The 19,314-nt window shown below is 63.9% G+C and carries 19 protein-coding genes; 12 read left to right on the forward strand and 7 right to left on the reverse strand.

What is annotated here, in order from left to right; all coding sequences use genetic code 11:
- Nucleotides 1-64 precede the first annotated feature (64 nt).
- Together ACQR1L_RS18470 and ACQR1L_RS18475 are read left to right on the forward strand one after the other, a co-directional pair.
- Nucleotides 65-364: a hypothetical protein gene (locus ACQR1L_RS18470; protein ID WP_434859339.1), complete on the forward strand. Its 300-nt coding sequence runs from the start codon at nucleotides 65-67 to the stop codon at nucleotides 362-364.
- Nucleotides 365-453: 89 nt separating this feature from the next.
- Nucleotides 454-807, forward strand: a complete 354-nt coding sequence (locus ACQR1L_RS18475; protein WP_434859340.1) for a phasin — start codon at nucleotides 454-456, stop codon at nucleotides 805-807.
- Between the two features lie 89 nt (nucleotides 808-896).
- Here the strand turns inward: ACQR1L_RS18475 and ACQR1L_RS18480 are convergent, their stop codons facing one another.
- The 3 genes from ACQR1L_RS18480 to ACQR1L_RS18490 all read right to left on the reverse strand — a co-directional run bounded on the left by ACQR1L_RS18480 (nucleotide 897) and on the right by ACQR1L_RS18490 (nucleotide 1,980).
- Nucleotides 897-1,211: a c-type cytochrome gene (locus ACQR1L_RS18480; protein ID WP_434859341.1), complete on the reverse strand. Its 315-nt coding sequence runs from the start codon at nucleotides 1,209-1,211 to the stop codon at nucleotides 897-899.
- 106 nt (nucleotides 1,212-1,317) lie between these two features.
- The gene (locus tag ACQR1L_RS18485; RefSeq protein ID WP_434859342.1) at nucleotides 1,318-1,452 is read right to left on the reverse strand and encodes a hypothetical protein; all 135 of its coding nucleotides are present in this window, start codon (nucleotides 1,450-1,452) and stop codon (nucleotides 1,318-1,320) included.
- Between the two features lie 282 nt (nucleotides 1,453-1,734).
- Nucleotides 1,735-1,980 carry a hypothetical protein gene (locus ACQR1L_RS18490; protein WP_434859595.1) on the reverse strand — a complete coding sequence of 82 codons (246 nt, stop codon included), beginning with the start codon at nucleotides 1,978-1,980 and terminating at the stop codon, nucleotides 1,735-1,737.
- A 375-nt stretch (nucleotides 1,981-2,355) separates the two neighbouring features.
- On the opposite strand from ACQR1L_RS18490, the gene ACQR1L_RS18495 reads away from it, so the two are divergent.
- On the forward strand, nucleotides 2,356-3,510 hold the full coding sequence (locus tag ACQR1L_RS18495; RefSeq protein WP_434859343.1) for an OpgC domain-containing protein: 1,155 nt from the start codon (nucleotides 2,356-2,358) through the stop codon (nucleotides 3,508-3,510).
- A gap of 5 nt (nucleotides 3,511-3,515) precedes the next feature.
- Here ACQR1L_RS18495 and ACQR1L_RS18500 read toward each other — a convergent pair whose 3' ends face one another.
- Complete coding sequence (locus tag ACQR1L_RS18500; protein ID WP_434859344.1) at nucleotides 3,516-3,776, reverse strand: hypothetical protein; 261 nt, start codon at nucleotides 3,774-3,776, stop codon at nucleotides 3,516-3,518.
- 210 nt (nucleotides 3,777-3,986) lie between these two features.
- Between ACQR1L_RS18500 and rocF the strand changes: the two genes are divergently transcribed.
- Complete coding sequence (gene rocF / locus ACQR1L_RS18505) at nucleotides 3,987-4,961, forward strand: arginase (RefSeq protein WP_434859345.1); 975 nt, start codon at nucleotides 3,987-3,989, stop codon at nucleotides 4,959-4,961.
- 58 nt (nucleotides 4,962-5,019) lie between these two features.
- Here rocF and ACQR1L_RS18510 read toward each other — a convergent pair whose 3' ends face one another.
- Together ACQR1L_RS18510 and ACQR1L_RS18515 are read right to left on the reverse strand one after the other, a co-directional pair.
- Nucleotides 5,020-6,651 carry an NAD-dependent malic enzyme gene (locus ACQR1L_RS18510; protein ID WP_434859596.1) on the reverse strand — a complete coding sequence of 544 codons (1,632 nt, stop codon included), beginning with the start codon at nucleotides 6,649-6,651 and terminating at the stop codon, nucleotides 5,020-5,022.
- 190 nt (nucleotides 6,652-6,841) lie between these two features.
- Entirely contained in the window at nucleotides 6,842-8,146 is a 1,305-nt protein-coding gene (locus tag ACQR1L_RS18515; RefSeq protein WP_434859346.1) for an NRAMP family divalent metal transporter, read from the reverse strand.
- Between the two features lie 220 nt (nucleotides 8,147-8,366).
- Here ACQR1L_RS18515 and ACQR1L_RS18520 point away from each other — a divergent pair, with 220 nt between their 5' ends.
- Nucleotides 8,367-12,161: an ATP-binding protein gene (locus ACQR1L_RS18520; RefSeq protein WP_434859347.1), complete on the forward strand. Its 3,795-nt coding sequence runs from the start codon at nucleotides 8,367-8,369 to the stop codon at nucleotides 12,159-12,161.
- A 99-nt stretch (nucleotides 12,162-12,260) separates the two neighbouring features.
- Entirely contained in the window at nucleotides 12,261-13,199 is a 939-nt protein-coding gene (locus ACQR1L_RS18525) for a hypothetical protein (RefSeq protein ID WP_434859348.1), read from the forward strand.
- Between the two features lie 21 nt (nucleotides 13,200-13,220).
- Here the strand turns inward: ACQR1L_RS18525 and ACQR1L_RS18530 are convergent, their stop codons facing one another.
- Nucleotides 13,221-13,406 (reverse strand): hypothetical protein, encoded by a 186-nt coding sequence (locus tag ACQR1L_RS18530; RefSeq protein ID WP_434859349.1) that lies wholly within the window; start codon nucleotides 13,404-13,406, stop codon nucleotides 13,221-13,223.
- Nucleotides 13,407-14,062: 656 nt separating this feature from the next.
- On the opposite strand from ACQR1L_RS18530, the gene ACQR1L_RS18535 reads away from it, so the two are divergent.
- The 6 genes from ACQR1L_RS18535 to ACQR1L_RS18560 all read left to right on the forward strand — a co-directional run bounded on the left by ACQR1L_RS18535 (nucleotide 14,063) and on the right by ACQR1L_RS18560 (nucleotide 19,312).
- Nucleotides 14,063-14,326: a hypothetical protein gene (locus tag ACQR1L_RS18535; protein WP_434859350.1), complete on the forward strand. Its 264-nt coding sequence runs from the start codon at nucleotides 14,063-14,065 to the stop codon at nucleotides 14,324-14,326.
- Between the two features lie 317 nt (nucleotides 14,327-14,643).
- The gene (locus ACQR1L_RS18540; RefSeq protein ID WP_434859351.1) at nucleotides 14,644-15,108 is read left to right on the forward strand and encodes a hypothetical protein; all 465 of its coding nucleotides are present in this window, start codon (nucleotides 14,644-14,646) and stop codon (nucleotides 15,106-15,108) included.
- 40 nt (nucleotides 15,109-15,148) lie between these two features.
- Complete coding sequence (locus tag ACQR1L_RS18545) at nucleotides 15,149-15,757, forward strand: hypothetical protein (protein ID WP_434859352.1); 609 nt, start codon at nucleotides 15,149-15,151, stop codon at nucleotides 15,755-15,757.
- A gap of 309 nt (nucleotides 15,758-16,066) precedes the next feature.
- The gene (locus tag ACQR1L_RS18550) at nucleotides 16,067-17,353 is read left to right on the forward strand and encodes a PBSX family phage terminase large subunit (RefSeq protein WP_434859353.1); all 1,287 of its coding nucleotides are present in this window, start codon (nucleotides 16,067-16,069) and stop codon (nucleotides 17,351-17,353) included.
- 189 nt (nucleotides 17,354-17,542) lie between these two features.
- Nucleotides 17,543-18,004 (forward strand): hypothetical protein, encoded by a 462-nt coding sequence (locus tag ACQR1L_RS18555; protein WP_434859354.1) that lies wholly within the window; start codon nucleotides 17,543-17,545, stop codon nucleotides 18,002-18,004.
- Between the two features lie 9 nt (nucleotides 18,005-18,013).
- On the forward strand, nucleotides 18,014-19,312 hold the full coding sequence (locus tag ACQR1L_RS18560) for a hypothetical protein (RefSeq protein ID WP_434859355.1): 1,299 nt from the start codon (nucleotides 18,014-18,016) through the stop codon (nucleotides 19,310-19,312).
- The last annotated feature ends 2 nt before the right edge of the window (nucleotides 19,313-19,314 follow it).

Consider the following 19,314-nt stretch of genomic DNA (forward strand, 5'->3'; position numbering starts at 1 on the left):
AAATGCTGCGCGTATGAAAGTGGAAAATTAGATGCAAATCCTTGCGTGAAGCGGGGAGAGGCCAATGACGAACATCGTTCCCTTCCGCAAGAAGATCGTGCCGTCGCCACACGTCGCGGTACCTCGTCGGGAGCTTGCGGTCGCGGTTGCCAGCACCGTTCGGCTCGAGGTCGTTCACTCTGGCACATCGGAGTGTCGAGAAGATATCAGGAAGACGGTGATCCTGCTCGACCTTGCTCTGCAACATGCGCGAGAACTGTCCGACATGGTCACGGACGAGCGCATGCGCCGGATCTATGACCGTCATCTCGCCTCGATCGAGTATTCGCTGCAGATTGCGCGTGAGCGCCTGTCGGCGCTCTGAGGTCCTTTGCCGTGTGCCCGACCTGTGCATTTGCACGGGGACGCCGAAAGCCGAATGTGGTAGTTGGGTCGCTCGTGGAGGACGCAACGATGACCCAAACCAAACTGGAAGTGCCCGCGGAGCTGCGAGACCTTGCGGAGAAGACGATTGCCCAGGCCGAGAGGGCCTTCGAGATGTTCTTCGATGCCGCCGGCAAGTCGATCGGTACGGTTCCGGGACCCGCCGCCGACATGTCCAAGCAGGCGCTTACCCTGACCGAGCAGAACATCAAGACGGCATTCGAGCACGCCCGGAAGCTGGTGCACGCCACTGAGCTCGAAGAGGCGATACGGATCCAGTCCGAGTTCCTGCGCAGTCAGTTCACCAACGCCGGCGAGCACATGAAGACGATCACGTCGAGCATCATGTCGGCCGCGACCAAGGCGACCGAGCCGAAGAGCTGATTCTCAAGCGCCCGTCTCGAAACCGGGACCCGCAGCGATGGAGATCGGCGGCGAGCCAGCCGCCGGCACGACGACAGGTATGAGCCGCGCTATTTTCGCAGCGTGCCGATGTAGGCGGCGATGTCGGCCGCCTCCAGCCGATTGAGCGGGAAGCTCGGCATTTTCGGATGCGGATCGAGCAGGAAGAAGGCAACCTTCTCCGGGGTGAAGTCGGCCTTCTGCGCGATCTGGGCGAAGGACGGGACGTCGGCGCTGGCCTGCTTCTGCGTTCCCTCGATCAGGTGGCACGAGGCGCACCAGCGACGGGCGAGATCGGCCCCGTGATCTGCATCGGCGGCTCTTGCCGATGTCGTCACTGCGGTTGCGACCGCGATCGCCATAACTCTCGTCACCAGGGCGCGCATCAAGACACTCCGATCATTGGGCTGTTGGATGATGGACATCGTGTCGGCTGCGCACGCGGGCATCTCATGGGGGCGGACGTTCGCCCCGCCGAGGAGCGTATCGACGTCAGTTGCAGCACGACTTAGGAAAGTGCGACAGGTCGATCTTGCTGACGATCGCTTTCAGGAGCATGCGGAGCCGGCGAAGCCAGGATGAGTCCGGCACGGGGGCGACCGTCAGTTCTTCGGCAATGTAGGACATGTCCGGCCCTCCCTGTCGCTCAGCGTCTTTCCGCTCAGCCTGTTGACGAGGTGCATGCGGCCGCACGCGGGGCACGCGACCGCCTCATAGGCGTCGAACTCGTCGGCCATGGCCGGGACGGCCAGTCCGATCTGCACGTTCGATCCCGTCTGGGAGCAGCGAAAAACGAGAGTTTCCATCGCCTGAACATGACAAACCCGGGCGTTCACGCCTTGATCTGTCTCAACAGACGAATGGGGCCGGCGCGGGTGCGCTGGCCCTAAAGAGGCGGAGAGGGATGTGTCAGGTCAGCCCGTGCGACGCTTTGGCGAGATCCAAACGTTCCGCCACATTGACCGGCGTAACGGAACCGGTCTGGGCCGCGCGGAGGGCGGCATCGATCTTCGATTTCACGCGGCGTGCGGCGAGCGCGGCGAGCCTGGTTTGGGTGCGTCCGGTTTTGATCTGGTCACCGAACTCGTACCGCCATTCCCAAATGTCCGGTTCAGCAGTCGCCACGACCGTATATTGGACACCTCGGTGGATCACGGAACCCCCCTGTTCATACTTCCACTCCAAGTCAACGTCTTCCGAACCTACAATCAATCCGGGCAACTACGGGACTGGAACAATTGCCAGAGCCGCAAAGGCAAATTGGTTAACACCGCCGTCCCGGTAATGTTCCGCCGTTGCGCGGATGACGTGCGTCATTCCTGGATTCGCGGTTCTGTGCACCGGTGGAATACCAGGTCGGATTGTGCTGGAGGATTGCAGGATGCGCCGCGCTGGCGGGCGCGCGCTGCGCAGCGGGCCCGACGGTTGAACGACGTATGCTGCCGATGCAGTGTGCAGGATGGCCGTCGCTCACGAGGGGTCTAGGATGAGCTTTGCAAAGCCGGTTCGCTCGACGGGAAGAGGCCGCTGTTGAGTGTCGCGCATCGAGAGCCGTCGACCGCGGATCGCGTCTCTGAAACCGGCAAGGTGCATCGCGACCTCAGGCTCGACGCGTGTCGCGGGCTCGCGCTGTGGTTCATTTTCATCGACCACGTGCCCGATAATTCGCTGGCCTGGCTGACGCTGCGCAACTACGGCTTCAGCGACACGTCCGAAGTGTTCGTCTTCATCTCCGGCTATACCTGCATGCTGGCCTATGGGGGGGCGCTGCCGACGCAGGGCTGGGCGACGACGGTGGTGCGCGCGCTGCGGCGCGCCTGGGAGATCTACGCGGCGTTCCTGGTGCTGCTGCTCGCCTATGCCGCGCTGGTCTGGGCGGTCGGCGGCGGCACGCGCTTCGTCGACGAGACCAACACGGGCTTCTTCTTTCGCGAGCCCGGGCCGACCCTGCTGCACGTCGCGATGCTGCAGTTCGCGCCGGTGAACACGGATATTCTCCTGACGTTCGCCATCCTGCACATCTGCTTTCCCATCGTGCTGTTCGCGATGATGAGCAGCGCGACGCTGACGCTCGCCCTCTCGTTCGTCGTGTACATGATGGTGCAATTGTTCAGCTGGCAGGTCCCGGCGTGGCCGAGCGGCGAGCTCTATTTCAATCCATTCGCGTGGCAGTTCCTGTTCGTGATCGGCGCCTGGTACGGCTTTGTCGGGACCAGGAGCCTGCGTCCGATCCTCGACTCGCGGACGCTGCTCGTTGCCGCGCTCGCCTATCTCGCCTTCAGCCTCTTCATGGCCCTGAGTTGGGAGTTCAAGGTGCTGGAGAGCCTGATTCCGTCGGCCGTAAGCGGTCTGATCTATCCAATCTACAAGAGCCACCTCGCGCCGGTCCGGCTGCTGCACTTTCTGGCGCTGGCCTTGGTGGTGTCGCGTCTGGCGCCGCCGGAATGGCGAGGTCCGATCCGGCCGCTGATGACCGCGATGATCAGATGCGGCGAGAACTCGCTTTCGATCTACTGTCTGGGAGTCCTGCTGGCTTTTCTCGGGCAAGTCATCTTGGCCGACGTGGCGAGCGGCTTTGCCATGCAATGCGCGATCAGCGTGGTCGGAATTGCGATGATGATCGCCGTAGCCACGCTGCTGACCTGGGAATCCCAGCTCGATCGGCGCGGGCCGCGGCTGTTCTGAGCACGTCAGCGCCGGCGGGCGACGGCGACACCGAACAGGAAGGCGACGAACAGGCTCGCGAGCGGCGCTTCGCGCGTGACCGCGCTGACGGTCGACAGCACGGTCCCGGGTCGTCGCGCGTCCCTGGCGACTTCGCTCAGCCGGTCCACGGCCGCACTCAAGGTGCCGACCACCTCGCCGAGGGTGCGTGACATGTCCGTCGCGGTATCGAGCGCGCGTTCGGCGACGCCCGGCTGCGGAGGAGTTTCGAACGTTTCGCTGCTCACTTTGGTAGCCTTCTCGACGCTGATCGGCCGGATTGATTCACCAGTCTCGCTCCGGCCAATGGGAGACGTGACGCTCCGGAAAATGCTGGCTCGGGCGATTGGTTCCCTCGGCCGGAGGTGCATGGTGCGGAATCCGGTGGATCGGTGTTGTCGCGCACGGCATTCGCGCGCCGAACCCGCTAGAGTCGGCCCGATCAAAAAGGATCGCTCATGAATCGCTCAAACCCGGCCCCGCCGCAACGCATCGCCATCCTCGGCGCTCCGATTGATCTCGGTGCGTCCGTGCGCGGCACGCTGATGGGGCCGGCGGCCTTGCGCACGGCGGGCCTCCTCACCGTGCTGGAGAGCCTGGGCCTCGACGTCATCGACCATGGCGATGTCGGCATTGCCGAGATCGGCGAGCTCAACGACGAGCCTCCGGGAAACGCCAAGCATTATCGGCAGATCCAGCGCTGGTCACGGATCCTGGCGCGCCGCAGCTATGAGCTGGCGCAGACCGGCGCCATTCCGGTGTTCTTAGGGGGAGACCATTCGCTGTCGATGGGATCGGTGAACGGCGTCGCGCGTCATTGTCGCGACAGCGGCCGGGAGCTGTTCGTGCTCTGGCTCGATGCGCATGCCGACTACAATACGCCGGCAACCACGATCACCGCCAACATGCACGGAATGTCCGCCGCATTTCTGTGCGGCGAGGCCGGACTTGACGGTTTGCTCGGCGACGAAGCGCGCGCGAGCATCAGCCCCGACCAGTTGGAGCTGTTCGGAATCCGCTCGGTCGACAAGGCCGAGAAGGAGCTGCTGCGGCTGCGGCGCGTCAGCATCGCCGACATGCGCGCCATCGATGAGTTCGGCGTCGGCGTGCTGATGCGGCGGTTGATCGAGAAGGTCCGGGCCCGCAACGGCGTCCTGCATCTGAGCTTCGATGTCGACTTTCTCGATCCGGAGGTGGCTCCGGGAGTCGGCACTACCGTGCCGGGCGGCGCCACCTATCGCGAGGCGCATCTCATCATGGAGCTGCTGCACGATTCCGGCTTGGTACGTTCTGTCGATATCGTCGAGCTCAACCCGTTCCTCGACGAACGCGGCAAGACCGCGCGGGTCGCGGTCGAACTGATCGCCAGCCTGTTCGGTCAGCAGATCACGGATCGGCCGACGCCGACCAACGCGATCGTTCCGGAGCCCTAGCGCGGATGCCTCGCGTCACGCGAGGCATCCGGACCATCATGATCAGTAGCGCGCGTGATCAGTAGCGCGCGTCGTACATCTTGGCTTCGACGAAGCCGAGCAGGTCGTTCGGGGCCGGTCCGGCGGCGAGTCCGTTCTGATAGGCCACGCCGGCAACGGCTGCGCCGATCTGCGCCGACACCTCGCGGATGCGCGGCAGGGCAGGGTACAGACTGCCCTGCTCGAGATCGGCGCCGGTGACGCAGTTCGCCAGCGTGTGCGCGGCGGCCATGAACATCTCATCGGTCACCAGCCGCGCGCCGGTTGCGATGGCGCCGAGGCCAACGCCGGGGAAGATGTAGGAGTTGTTGCCCTGGCGCGGCACGAAGGTCTTGCCGTCGAGCTTGACCGGATCGTAGGGGCTGCCGCAGGCGAACAGCGCGCGCCCCTGCGTATGGCGATAGGCGGCCTCGGCAGAGCACTCGGCCTTCGACGTCGGGTTGGAGAGCGCGAAGATGATCGGGCGCTCGTTGAGCTCTGCCATGGTCTGCAACACCTCAGGGGTGAAGGCGCCGCCGACCGCAGCCACGCCGATGATCGCCGTCGGCTTGAGCGTCTTGATCGCGGTCAGGAAGTCGCCGATCGGCGCCTGCTCATGCGCATAGCGCAGCTTATGGCCGTGCAAATTGTCGCGTCCCTTGATGACCAGGCCGCGCGAGTCCGTGAGCCAGTTGCGCCGCAGGGCTTCCGCTTCCGGCAGGCCTTCGGCCATCATGGCGGAGACCACGAGATCGGCGATGCCGGTCGCCGCCTCACCGGCGCCGAGGAACAGCACGGTCTGGTCGCGCAGCTTGCCGCCGGTGATGCGGAGCGCCGAGAACAGGCCGGCGAGCGCCACGGCCGCGGTGCCCTGGATGTCGTCGTTGAAGACACAGGCCTCGTCGCGATATTTGTGCAGCAGCTTGAAGGCCGCGTGATTGGCGAAGTCCTCGAACTGGATCAGCACGCCGGGGAACGCCGCGCGGGCAGCCGTCATGAACTCGTCGACGAACGAGTCGTAGGCCTCGCCGGTGAGCCGCTTCTGGCGCAGACCGATGTAATAGGGATCTGCCAGCAGCTCTTCATTGTTGGTGCCGACGTCGAGCATGACGGGCAGGCATTCTTCGGGGTGGATGCCGGCGCAGGCCGAGTACAGCGACAGCTTGCCGACCGGGATGCCCATGCCGTTGGCGCCGAGATCGCCGAGGCCGAGGATGCGCTCGCCATCGGTGACGACGATCAGCTTGGCGCGATACGGCCAGTTGGCGAGGATCTCCGCGATCCGTCCGCGGTCATTGGCCGAAATGAACAGGCCGCGCGGCCGCTGGAAGATCAGGCCGTATTTCTGGCAGGCCAGGCCGACAGTCGGCGTGTAGATCAGCGGCTGGATCTCGTCGATGTTGTCGCAGACCACGCGGAAGAACAGCGCCTCGTTGCGATCGTGCAGCGCGTTCAGCGCGACATACTTCTCGAGATCGTTGGACAGGCTGCGCAGGTTGACCAGGATCCGCTCGGCCTGGGCCTGCATCGACAGCACGCCGGCAGGCAGGAAGCCGCGCAGTCCCAGCGCATCACGCTCCTGCTCGGTGAAGCCGGTCCCCTTGTTGAGCAGCGGATCGCGCAGCAGCGCGAGCCCGCGCGGGGAGTAGGTGGACAGCGTCGGTGCGCTCATGCGTTGCGGTTGGGTCAAGGCGGTCTCCAAGGTCCTTCATTCGAGCCTCGCCATACCGGAGCGCATCGGCGTTGATCGGGATCAACCGCGGCGGATTGGCGGGAACGGACTGTTAACACAGTTTACGTTCCGCGTTGCAGCAATGACGTTGTGCAACTGCGTTGCGGACCTTGCGGGACAGCGAGGGGCGCTAGCCGCGCCCTGTGACGAATGACCACAGCAATGCCAGCACGGCGACCGCCATAATCCCTGTGCCGATCCACCCCAAGGCGATCAGCCATGAGCGGCCGCGGAAGCGCCCCATCAGTCCGTGATTGGAGACGATGACCATCATCATCGCCATGATCGGGACCGCGGCGATGCCGTTCAGCACGGCGCTCCAGACCAGCATGTGGATCGAGTCGATCCCGGTGAAGCCGAGCCCGAAGCCGATGATCGTGGCTGCGGCGATGATGCTGTAGAACCCGACCGCTTCGTCCGGCTTGGCCTCCAGCGTCGCGTGCCAGCCGAAGATCTCCGCGACGCCATAGGCCGCCGATCCCGCCAGCACCGGGATGGCCAGCATGCCGGTGCCGATGATGCCGAGCGCAAACAGCAGGAAGGTGAAGTCGCCAGCGAGGGGGCGCAGGGCCTCGGCCGCCTGGGTGGCGGAGTCGATCCTGGTGACACCATTCGCGTGCAGGACGGTGGCTGTCGTGACGATGATGAAGAAGGCGATCGCATTCGAGAAGATCATGCCGATGGTGGTGTCGATCCTGATCCGCCGGAGGTCTGGATGGTCCTGCTTCGAGAGCTCGCGCAGCGGGCGATCCACCTTGCCCTGGTTCATCTCCTCCACTTCCTGTGACGCCTGCCAGAAGAACAGATAGGGACTGATGGTCGTGCCCAGGACGGCGACCACCGTCAACAGGTAGTCCGCATCGGTGGAGGGGCTCGGCCAGACCGCTGCGAGGAGCGCCGTGCCCCAGGGCACCTTGACCAGCAGCGCCGTCGCCACATAGGCGAACAGGCTCAGCGTGAGCACCTTGATCACGGGCGAGTAGCGGCGGTAGGGCAGAAAGACCTGGAGCAGCGTCGACAGCGCCGCGAAGATCAGCGCATGCTCATGATTGAGGCCGCCGATCACCAGCGACAGCGACTCGGCCATGGCCGCGATGTCGGCCGCGATGTTGAACGTGTTCGCGCCGACCAGCAGCGCAACAAGCCCGAAGACGATCCATCGCGGCGCCAGCTTCGAGATGTTTGCGGCAAGGCCCTGGCCGGTGACGCGGCCGATGCGCGCGCTGACCAATTGGATCGCGATCATGAAGGGCGCGGTGAGGAAGACCGTCCACAACAGCCCGTAGCCGAACTGTGCGCCGGCCTGGGAGTAGGTCGCTATTCCCGAGGGATCATCGTCCGCCGCACCGGTCACGAGGCCCGGCCCGAGGAGTCGAAGGATGCTCCTTGCCGATTTCTTCGGCTTGTTCGGCTCAGATTCGACGGCGATGGTCATGGCGAGCAGTCCTAGGCGGACGTATCTCATTCGAAGTCGAAACGGGCCGCTTTTGTTCCGGTCTCTGGAACCGTAGGAGAGTACCGGCGTTGACGATCACGTCGTGTTTTGACCAGGGGGGGAGCGCGTGCCGGACGAGGTGCCAGCAGGGCACGATCAGGGAGAGGCGGTTGCCGAGCGTGAACGGCTCTTTTCCGGAGGCAGCGAGCTCGCCGGCTTGATGCTGCGGTTGGACTGGGACGCGACGCCCATCGGGCCGCCGGAGCGCTGGCCGCAAAGTCTGAAGACGGCGGTCAGGATCATGCTCACGTCGCAGCAGCCGATCTGGATTGGCTGGGGAAAGGAGCTGACCTATCTCTACAACGATCCCTACAAGGCGATCATCGGCGGCAAGCATCCGCAGGCGCTGGGCCGCCCGACGTCGGTGGTCTGGCACGAGATCTGGGAGGACATCGGACCGCTGCTGGCCAAGGCCAGCCGCGGCGATCAGGGCACCTATGTCGAGGCGCAGCTCCTCATCATGGAGCGCAACGGGTTTCCCGAGGAGACCTACTACACGTTCTCCTACAGCCCCATTCCCGATGACGACGGATCGCCCGGCGGCATCTTCTGTGCGAACACGGACGATACGCTGCGGGTGATCAGCGAGCGCCAGCTGTCGCTGCTGCGTGCGCTTGCGAATGCCGGCGCGGAGGCGCGCAGCATCGAGCAGGCCTGCGCGAGCTGCGCCTCCGCCTTGGCGCAGCACTCGCTCGATCTCCCCTTCGTCATGATCTACATGATCGAACCTGGCGGCGAGACGGCACATCTCGAGTCCGTGACCGGCATCGGGCGCGAGCATCCGGCCGTGCAGGGGACGCTGCACATCGGGCCTCAAGGAGCGTGGCCGCTTGCGGAGGCGTTGCGGCGGCAGGGCGCGGTACTTGTTCGCGATCTGGCGAATCTGTTCGGGGTGCCCTTTCCGACCGGGGGCTGGCGGCAACCACCGACGCAAGCGGTGGTGTTGCCGATACCCTCGTCCGGTGAAGCGGGACAGGGTGGTTTCGTCATCGCGGGGCTTAATCCGTTTCGGCTGTATGACGAGAGCTATGCCCGCTTCCTCGACCTCGTCGCCGGGCAGATCGCTGCGGCGGTGAGCAATGGCGGTGCCTATCAAGCGGAGCGGCGTCGGGCCGAGGCGCTGGCGGAGATCGATCGCGCCAAGACGGCGTTCTTCTCCAACATCAGCCACGAGTTTCGCACCCCGTTGACGTTGATGCTGAGCCCGCTCGAAGACCTGCTCGGTCGCGACGCCACCCAATTGCCCGGCGACACGCGATCGGTTCTTGACCTCGTGCATCGCAACGGCATTCGTCTGCTGAAGCTCGTGAACACGCTGCTGGACTTCTCTCGGATCGAGGCCGGACGGATGACCGCGCGATTTGCGCCGGTCGACCTGGCCTCGTTCACGACGGAGCTGGTCTCCAACTTTCGTTCGGCGACGAACCGCGCCGGTCTCGGGCTCGTCATCCGCGCGGGCGATCTGCCCGAGCCCGTCTACGTCGATCTCGACCTCTGGGAGAAGATCGTTCTCAATCTCGTCTCCAATGCCTTCAAGTTCACGTTCGAGGGCGAGATCACGGTCTCCATCGGCTTGTCAGCCGATCGGCGCCACGCCGAGCTCACCGTCCGCGACACGGGCACGGGAATTCCCGCCGATGAACTGCCGCACCTGTTCGAGCGCTTTCGCCGCATCGAAGGCGCGCGTGGCCGCTCCTTCGAAGGCAGCGGCATCGGCCTCGCATTGGTGCAGGAGCTCGTGAAGCTGCATCGTGGTGAGATCACGGCCGAGAGCGAGCTCGGACACGGCTCGGCGTTCACCGTGCGGCTGCCGCTCGGATCGGCTCACCTGCCTGCCGATCAGCTTGGGAGGCCGCGGGGGCAGGCTGTCGCGACCACGCGAGCGCAGGCCTATGTCGACGAGGCGCTGGGCTGGTTGAGCGGCGACGATCTCGAGGATCTGCCCCACCCATCATCCTCCGATGATCTCGATGTGCCGATCGCGGCCGTGCCCGGTCGCGATCGCATCGTGCTCGCCGACGACAATCCCGACATGCGCGACTACGTCCGGCGCTTGCTCGGGGACACCTATGACGTCGAGGCGGTCGCCGACGGTCGCGCCGCGCTGCAAGCGATCCGGCGGAGCCGGCCGGATCTGGTTCTCACCGACGTGATGATGCCGCAGCTCGACGGCTTTGGTTTGCTGCAGGCGCTGCGGGCCGATCCGAAGCTGCACGACATTCCGGTCGTGATGCTGTCGGCGCGCGCCGGCGAGGAGGCGAAGGTCGAAGGACTCGACGCCGGGGCCAGTGACTATCTCAGCAAACCGTTCAGCGCGCGGGAGCTGCTGGCGCGGGTGCGTGCCAACATCGACATGTCGCGGATGCGGCGCGAGGCCGAGATGGCGCTGCGTGGATTGAATGAACGGCTGGAAGAGCAGGTCACGGCGCGGACGGCGGAGCTGCGGGCCAAGGAGGCGCGGCTGCGCACCATCTTCGAGGCGAGCTACACGTTCCAGGCGCTGTTGTCGGCGGACGGCACGCTGCTCGACGCCAACGCGACCTCGCTCGAGGCGATCGCGGCGCCGTTGCACGAGGTCGCGGGGATGGCATTCTGGGAGACGCCGTGGTTTGCCAGCACCCCCGAGATGCCCGACACGATCAGATCTCTGGTGGAGGCCGTGGCTCGCGGTGACGAGGCGCGGCAGGAACTTCAGCTCGAGCTTCCGGTCGGCGGCCTGCGCCTGTTCGACTTCCAGATGCGTCCCGTGCGCGACGAGTACGGGCAGGTGGTCGCGATCGTTCCGGAGGCGGTCGAACTGACCGAGCGGCGCAAGGCCGAGGAGGCCTTTCGGCAGGCACAGAAGATGGAGGCGATCGGCCAGCTCACCGGCGGCGTCGCGCACGACTTCAACAATCTGCTGACCGTGATCCGATCATCGGCCGACCTGTTGCGCCGCCGGCAATTGCCGCCCGAGCGGATGCGACGCTACGTGGACGCGATCTCCGACACGGCCGATCGTGCCGCCAAGCTGACCGGCCAATTGCTCGCCTTCGCGCGCCGCACGCCGATGGAGCGCCGCGTCTTCGATGCGGCAGCGCATATCGAGCAGATTGCGGAAATGCTGCAGACGGTGCTCGGAGCGCCGGCCATGATCGACCTCGACCTCCGCTCGCGGCCGCTTCCCGTCGACGTCGACATCAACCAGTTCGAGACTGCGCTCGTGAACCTCGTCGCCAATGCGCGGGATGCGATGGAAGGCCAGGGCGTGCTGACCATCCGGGGCGAGATGCTACCCGATGACGGGTCTCAGCAATTCGTTTCGATCTCCGTCAGCGACACCGGATGCGGCATCGCGCCCGAACGGATCGACCGGATCTTCGAGCCGTTCTTTACGACCAAAGGGGTCGGGCGCGGCACGGGCCTTGGCCTGTCCCAGGTGTACGGCTTCGTTCATCAGTCCGGTGGTCGCGTGCTGGCGGAGAGCGAGCTCGGCCGGGGGACGACCCTGACCTTGCTCCTGCCACTGACCCACAAGCCGCTTGGTCCCGGGGAAAGAAGCGAGCGCAGGGCGGAAGCGCCCGACGCGCGCTGGAACGTGCTCGTCGTCGAGGACAACCCCGAGGTCGGTGAATTCTCCACCCAGTTGCTCGAGGACCTCGGCTACCGCACGGTGCTGGCGCGCAGCGGAACGGACGCGCTGCGCATGATCGAGGAGAAGCCCGACAGCTTCGATCTCGTGCTGAGCGACGTCGTCATGCCGGGCATGGATGGGGTGACGCTCGGCCAGGAGATCCGCCGCCGCCTGCCGATGATCCCGATCGTGCTCAACAGCGGCTATAGCCACGTGCTCGCTGAGGGCGACCGTCATGGCTTCAGTCTGATCCAGAAGCCGTATTCGGTCGACGAGCTGTCACGCGTGCTGCGCCAGGTCATGGCCGCACGCGGCGCGGCCACGCGGCCGGCGTCGCCATGATGCTCATCGCAGCTGTCCCCTGACGATGCCGCTCCCGTCCTGATCCGCCCTTGAAGGGGCAGGCCCGTCCGGCGTAGTTTCGGGCGCGGGGGGCGCGTGATGACGGACGAGGAATGGTTGCCGGGCTGCCGGCGCGGGCTGCGAAGCCTGTTCGTTCTGGTGGTCGGGGCAGCATTGGTCGCGGCGGGCAGCGCGCTTGCCAAGGACGAGGATGATGACCAGCCCGAGCCGGGCCTCGCCAACGTCTACATCGATTTCCGCACGAACTACGCCTATGTGCCCGGTGGAGCGCTATCGACCGGCCTTGGCGACACGTCGCTGTTCGGGACATTGTCGCAGATCGCGACGTTGCGGCGGCTGCTGGAGCGTCCCGTCCTGCCGGGACGGCCGCAGCTTTCGGTGCCCACCAACCAGGGCGTCGGCGTCGATATTCCGCTGACGGTGGATCTTGGCGAAGCCCTGTCGCTCTATGCCGGCTTCACCGGAAGCGCCTCCTACAACGGCCTTTCCGGATGGTCCGACGTGGCCGTCACGAGCTGGTTTCTCGGTTTCCAGGCGGACGTCTACCAGCAGAACGGCGGGCTGTTTCCGACGCTGACCTTGCAGTCGACGATGACGCGATCGGTACCGGCCTCGCCGCTGGCGACCACCTCCTTCAACACGGTCGTGGAGGCCAAATACGCGCTCGATCCTGAGGAGACGCGAGGCTGGCTCGCGGGCGTCCAGTACACCCATGTCGAGGTCGACTCCACGCTGGCGCGGGTCGGGGGCACGACGGCGGGCTATGTCGGCGGCTTCTATCAGTGGGACAACAATTGGAAGCTCTCCGCGCGCGTCGGGCTCCAGTCGTTCGCCGGCGCGCAGCTGCTCGTCGCCACGCCGATCCCGTCCTACACACAGCCCCTGGTCCGGTTCGATCTCGATCGCATGGACGATGACGACAACCGGCTGTTCGGCATCACCGCGCAGATCGCGTGGGCTCCGAAGCCGGTCTATCAGTTGACCGTGAGAACGCCACTCTACGCGATCAGGAACTGATCGAGCGCGCGCCATCTACGGTCAGCGGATGCTGACGAACTTGCCCCATAGTCCTGCCAGCACGGCCCCCGCCATCACGTAATGCGGCTTGTCGCAGAACAGGCTGCCGACCTGACAGACATCGCTGCTGACGGCACCGAGCTCATGCTGCCCGGCGGCATAGAACAATGCGGACAAGACAGCCAGAACGGCCGCGACGACGTACATCGGAGGAACCTCCTTCTCAGCTGGTCCGATGAGCTCTCGATCGGTGACAATCGCCATTCGCCGCGACTCTTGACACGTCGGGCAAATCAGCCTCATTCTGCCACCATCGAAGAAATCATAGAGCCCGCGCCGCGAAATCGGCAGCGGGCTTTTTGTTGGTCCTCGGCGGGACTTGTTCGCGCGGTTAGCGAAGTCGAAGGTTGCGACTGCCACCTTTTGATCAAATTTGACACGTCGGGCAAATCACCGGCATATTGCCAGTATCGAAATTTCCGAAATCGCAGCATCGGCAGTCCGCGGCGCTTCGCACGCGGGTGTTTGACGGCTGTTGTTAAAGCTGCACTCTTGCCTGACGCCGTCGATCGCCAGCCTGCGGGACCGCGCGCGTCGTTGCCGTCTTCCGGATATCGGCCGTCCCGCGCGAACGGGACGGTCCGCGCGCGCGGCGACCGTCGCCGCGCTTGCTGCGGTCCCTCGTGGAGGGGATAGGGTTCGCGCCCGAAACGATCGCGTTGGCCGCGATCTGCCGCGCCTTTTCCTTCATCTGATCTGGAGCCAGGATGACCGCTTATCTGATCTCGCTCGCCTTGCTGGCTCTCATCGCGGTGGCGTCTGCCGACGCGCTGTCGTGATCTCGCATTCTTCCGGAGACGGCCATGTCGAAGACCATCACTGAAATCCGCTCGATCGCCCGCGGACATACCCGGACGGCGATCAACACGCTGGTCGGCGTGATGCGCTCGCCGAAGGCGACCCACGCGGCGCGCGTGTCGGCTGCCAACGCCATCCTCGATCGCGGCTGGGGCAAGGCGCCGCAAGCGCTGCAGAACGGCGAGGACGGCGCTTTGGAGCTGATCCATCGCATCGAGCGCGTCATCGTGCATCCGGATGAAGAGGACCAGGCGCAGGAGGATGAATGATCCTGGATGCGAGTGTGCTGTGAGCGCATGGTTTGATCGGACGACTGGCGTCTGCAAATGAGAAACGCCCCAGAACAAAGTTCTTGATTTGTTCCAATTCCATGCAATAGTGGAAGTGGTGATCTGATCCTCTGCCGTCTATCTGACCAGTGAGTTTCGCTCTCGTCTATTCGCTTAGTCGGTGAAACCGCAGATTCCGCGACAGGCCCACTCTTGATGCAGAGAAGGCGGCGCGGGAGGAGCTTCGAAGTGCCCTAGCGGCAAATGAATGGAAGAGGCGCATTGGCCACAGACTCACGAATTGCAGGTTGGTCCACATGATAGCAGAGTTACGCCTTCAGACGGAGCGCGCGTTACACCTCGTCCCGGCGGCCGTGGCGGTTATGATTTTGCTGCTCATTCTTCCATGGAACGAGGCCTCCGCGAGCGATTTCGTCCTCACCTATGCGGTCGAGGCCAAGGGAACGATCGATACAGGAAAGCTGACGACATGCGACTACGAGCGCATTTGCGAAATCCAAGCTGCCGATCTGATTATCGAGTTGATTTTCCATCGAGGAGCAAGGAGCCTTTCGACGATAGACATGAGGGCTCGAGGGGCGCTCGGATGTTGCTTCAGCGTTGATGGTGATCAGCAATTTCATGCATTCCTTGACGCCGGTTCAGTGCGGTTCGCGATCTATCGGCGTGTCGAGATAGGGAGGGACGAGTTTGTAAGGAGCGCATTCGTTCAGTACGAACGAGAGGGGACGATCCACCTTCGCTTTCTGAAGACCAATTAGGCGAAGCAGTCGAGCAATAGATTGAGAGGAAAGATCGGACATGGCAAACGAAAGAAGCTTCATCGAAAGGGCTCCGCTCCCCCCGCCGGGTGCTCCGACTGTTGAGCATGGCGACAGATCGCGCATCTTCGGGATCATTGGGAAGCAGCTCGATGCTATCTTAAATGGGCCTGAATCGTACTATCCCGACGGAACCAAGAAGGAGCCGGATGCCTTGTTGGATGATCTGACGGGGTTCTATAGCTCTGTCGAGCAACTGGGCCGGCAGTTGAATGATCCGACAAATATTATGGGGGACGTGCTAGACGAACTCAGGAAATTCAATGGCGCGTTCGCTCCGATGGCGAAATGGAGTGATCCGAGCATGCAAAGGGACAAGGCAATCGAACTGCCACCCGAGCTTGCTCCGAAGACGCTGGATCAGAACAACATAGAGATCGATCCGTTTGGTGGCCCGTTCGCGCCGCGTATGCCGTGGAGAGAGCCGAAAAAGGACCTCAATGTCTCGGCGGAAGTTGGCCGGCCAGAAGCGAGCAATAACGGTGCCGGGCAGAGTGCGTCCCGAGCCCCATCGACGACTCTGGCCACCTTCCGACTGCAGCGCGATGGCGTGCCTCTGCGGTACCTGCGAAGCCGTCCGACCGTTTGACCAGGCAAAGGTCGTTCGACCAGGATAAGAGTCCCGCGCGAGTCATTGCTAAGCAGGACGCGGCTGCATCGCAGATATCCGGAAGCAATGTATCCGGCAAGGGCGCCCGGAACCGGCAACTACCGGCCAATCTCCATCCAATAGCTGTAGTCGTTGACGTGGCAAAGGGGCGCGTCCTGCCCGGACGCACGATTGTGTCCGCAATGGATCAACACGGCTGGCGTGATAGCTCTGAAAACAGTCTTCCGTCGAAGCGAAATCTTTCACGCTGAAGCAGCTTCCCGGACCCGACCTTAGCGAGGGCCGTCATTGTCCACCCTCAGGATCCCCACCGCGAAAGTGTTCGAGCCGCTGCTTGCCCCCGCACGCTACAAGGGCGCGTTCGGTGGCCGCGGCTCGGGCAAGTCGCACTTTTTCGGCGAGCTCCTGGTCGAGACCTGCCAGTCCGAGCGTGGCACGCTCGCGGTCTGCATTCGCGAGGCGCAACGCACGCTGGCTCAATCGTCCAAGCGGCTGATCGAGGCCAAGATTGCAGGCCTCGGCCTCGGTCAGGGGTTTCGCTCCTTCAGCGATCGCATCGCCACCCCCGGTGACGGGCTGATCATCTTTCGCGGCATGCAGGACCATACGGCGGAATCGATCAAGTCGCTCGAGGGGTTTCGGATTGCCTGGGTCGACGAAGCGCAGACCTTGAGCGCGCGGTCGTTGTCGTTGCTGCGGCCGACGATCCGTGCGCCGCGCTCGGAGCTGTGGGCGAGCTGGAATCCGCGCCGCAAGTCGGATGCCGTCGACGATTTTCTGCGCGGCCGCAAGCCGGACGGTGCCGTCGTGATCAAGGCGAGCTGGCGGGACAATCCGTGGTTTCCGGCGGTGCTCGACGAAGAGCGGCGACTCGACCTTTCGCTCTATCCGGACCGCTACGAGCACATCTGGGAGGGCGACTACGTGCGCGCGTTCGAAGGAGCCTATTACGCTGATCTGCTGGCGCAGGCGAAACGTGACGGGCGCATCGGCAAAGTGGCCGCCGATCCGTTGCTACCGCTGCGCGCTTTCATCGACATCGGCGGCGCCGGCGCGACCGCCGATGCCTTCACGATCTGGATCGTGCAGTGGGTCGGCAACGAGATCCGCGTGCTGGACTACTACGAGGCTGTCGGCCAGGTGCTGGCCTTCCATGTCAACTGGCTGCGCGAGCGGGGCTATCAGAGCGCCATCATCCATCTTCCGCATGACGGGCTGGCGACCAACTCCGTGACGGGCAAGCGCTACGCCGATCATCTGCGCGATGCCGGCTTCGCGGTCGAGCCGCCGCTCAAGAACCAGGGCAGGGGAGCCGCCATGATGCGGATCGAGGCGCTGCGCCGCCTCGGGCCACAACTGTGGTTCAACGCCGCAACGACCGAGGCCGGACGCGAAGCGCTCGGCTTCTATCATGAGCGAAAGGACGAGACGCGCAACGTCGGGCTCGGCCCCGAGCACGACTGGTCGTCACACGCCGCCGACGCGCTCGGAATGATGGCGGTCTGCTATGAAGCGCCGGGGCGCATCATGAGCTTCAACCGACCGATCCGATATCAGGACGCAGGTTGGCGGTGACCAGCGGCGGCGATGGCGAAACTCGGTGGGCTCTGCAACCGGAAGGCGATGGCGAAACCAGAACAAATCGTGTACATTGTTGTCAACCCACATGACCGCACAGGGTGCCGTTGCATGAAGCGACGATGCGGTTTGTAGATGGCCGCGGACTTTGCTGTTGCCTCAACCCGCTCTGGAATGGCTCGCACGATGCGTGATCTGCTGAACCGCCTGAAATATATCTCCGTGATCGTCCTACTCGCCGTTTGGTTTCCTGTTCAATATCTATTCGTGGTGGGCGTCGCGCAATTCGTGCTGGCCGTCGTGACGACCGGATTTCTGCTTGCGGTGTTTCTTCTGCTGTTGACGGCTGTAGGGGCGAGGCTTGGAGTCGAACTGACATCGAGTCTGAGCCGATGGTTCTGGGTGCTCGTGCCGGCGCTGATTGCTGCGCCTGTCAATTTTTATATGGTGGTCAGGGGACTTCAGCACAATACGTATTATCAGTGCCGGACCTGCGGGTGGGATCTGCTGGTCGTTCCAATGTTGAACTACATTCCAAATTACGGCTGGGAGAGGATGTGGGTCGGAACTGGTTTCGTCGCCGCAGTGTATTACGCCATCCTGATTGTTTCGAGTCTTTCCATCAAGTTCATGAATGGACGTTCGTAGAGGAGTTCCATGCCGACATATTTGCGACGTGCTGAGGACCGCAGGCAGGCCATCCTGAAAGATCTTCCGGACACCAAATTCGAGTTCGAAAGTCAGAAGTTTTCGGACATTCCGAAGGAGAGGCGACCGCCGGTCAACAATCGTTATCAGCCGCACGGTGTCGCAGCTCGGGAGATCCAGAAATACAATGCGCTGATCGAGGACGCTGCCAAGCGCAATGCTCTCGATCCCGATCTGGTGAGAGCCGTCATCTACACCGAAATCTCGCGGGGTGCATACGGCTACGCCGCTGAAGCGGTGGATCGGGTGATCCGATGGTCGCTGCCGCTCCCTAAGGATTTGCTGTCCAAGACCATTCTTCCGGGCAACCTCGATCCGAGCTGGGAAAAGCTCATTCCCGGTTCCGACGTTCACAAGCCGCGAGACAACATCGAGCTCACGGCCAGGCTCATCGCGGCCATCGCCAAGCGGCTGGATGATCCAAGCGTGGAGAACATCTACGCGCTCTACAATGGCCTGTCGCACGATCGAACCTATGTGAACAAGGAGACCAAGTCGACGCCGTATTATGCCAAGCGCGCGTTCGAGGCGAAGGCATGGGAAAAGGATGATTGGTCGGCGCCTGAGGTCACCGACGATCCGGCCGAGGGCGGACAGTCGGTGCCGGGCAAGCGAGGGGATCGGGCTGGACAGCGAGACACGACCATCGCTGATGGCGTTCCTGCTGGGTGGGCGGAGCGCTTCGGCCATTGGCCGTCGGCGGCAGGCAACGCCGAGATGCCGCAGGCGCCGCTCTTGCGCGAACTCGCTCGCCTTCGCGGTGGCGGGGTGACTGCAACGCGCACCGTCTTGCCCGACGGCTCTTCGTCGCCTGGCGAGCTTGTGGCTGGACAGCGGTCGTCGTTGGCCGCGACAGATGGCGGCGCAGCAGTGCCCGATGCGGTCAGGGCGCCTATCCGTGTTCTGCGCTCCCGTCGTGCAGACCAGCCGTTACCTCTGGTGACGCCAGGGTCGACAGCAACGATGCCCGTTCAGGCGATGCCCGTGCAATCGTCCGCCGCGGATCAGGCGCCGTTGTTTGACGACCGTTTCGGCCGCTGGGGATCGACGGACGGTGCGAGCGCGCCACTCTGGCGTCATCAGCAACTCACGCCGATGCCTTGGTCTGCGGATCCGATCGGGCGGCCCACTGGAGCCGAGATGCAGGGAGATCCGTTCGCGCTTCCGGAGTTCGGAGACTCAGGGCCCGCTGATGAAGAGTGGCCCGGATCTTGGGGGGCCCGCTTGCCGTGGAATCTATCGCGCTGATA

Source organism: Bradyrhizobium sp. HKCCYLR20261 (assembly GCF_051168435.1).
In the GTDB taxonomy this organism is placed as follows: Bacteria; Pseudomonadota; Alphaproteobacteria; order Rhizobiales; family Xanthobacteraceae; genus Bradyrhizobium.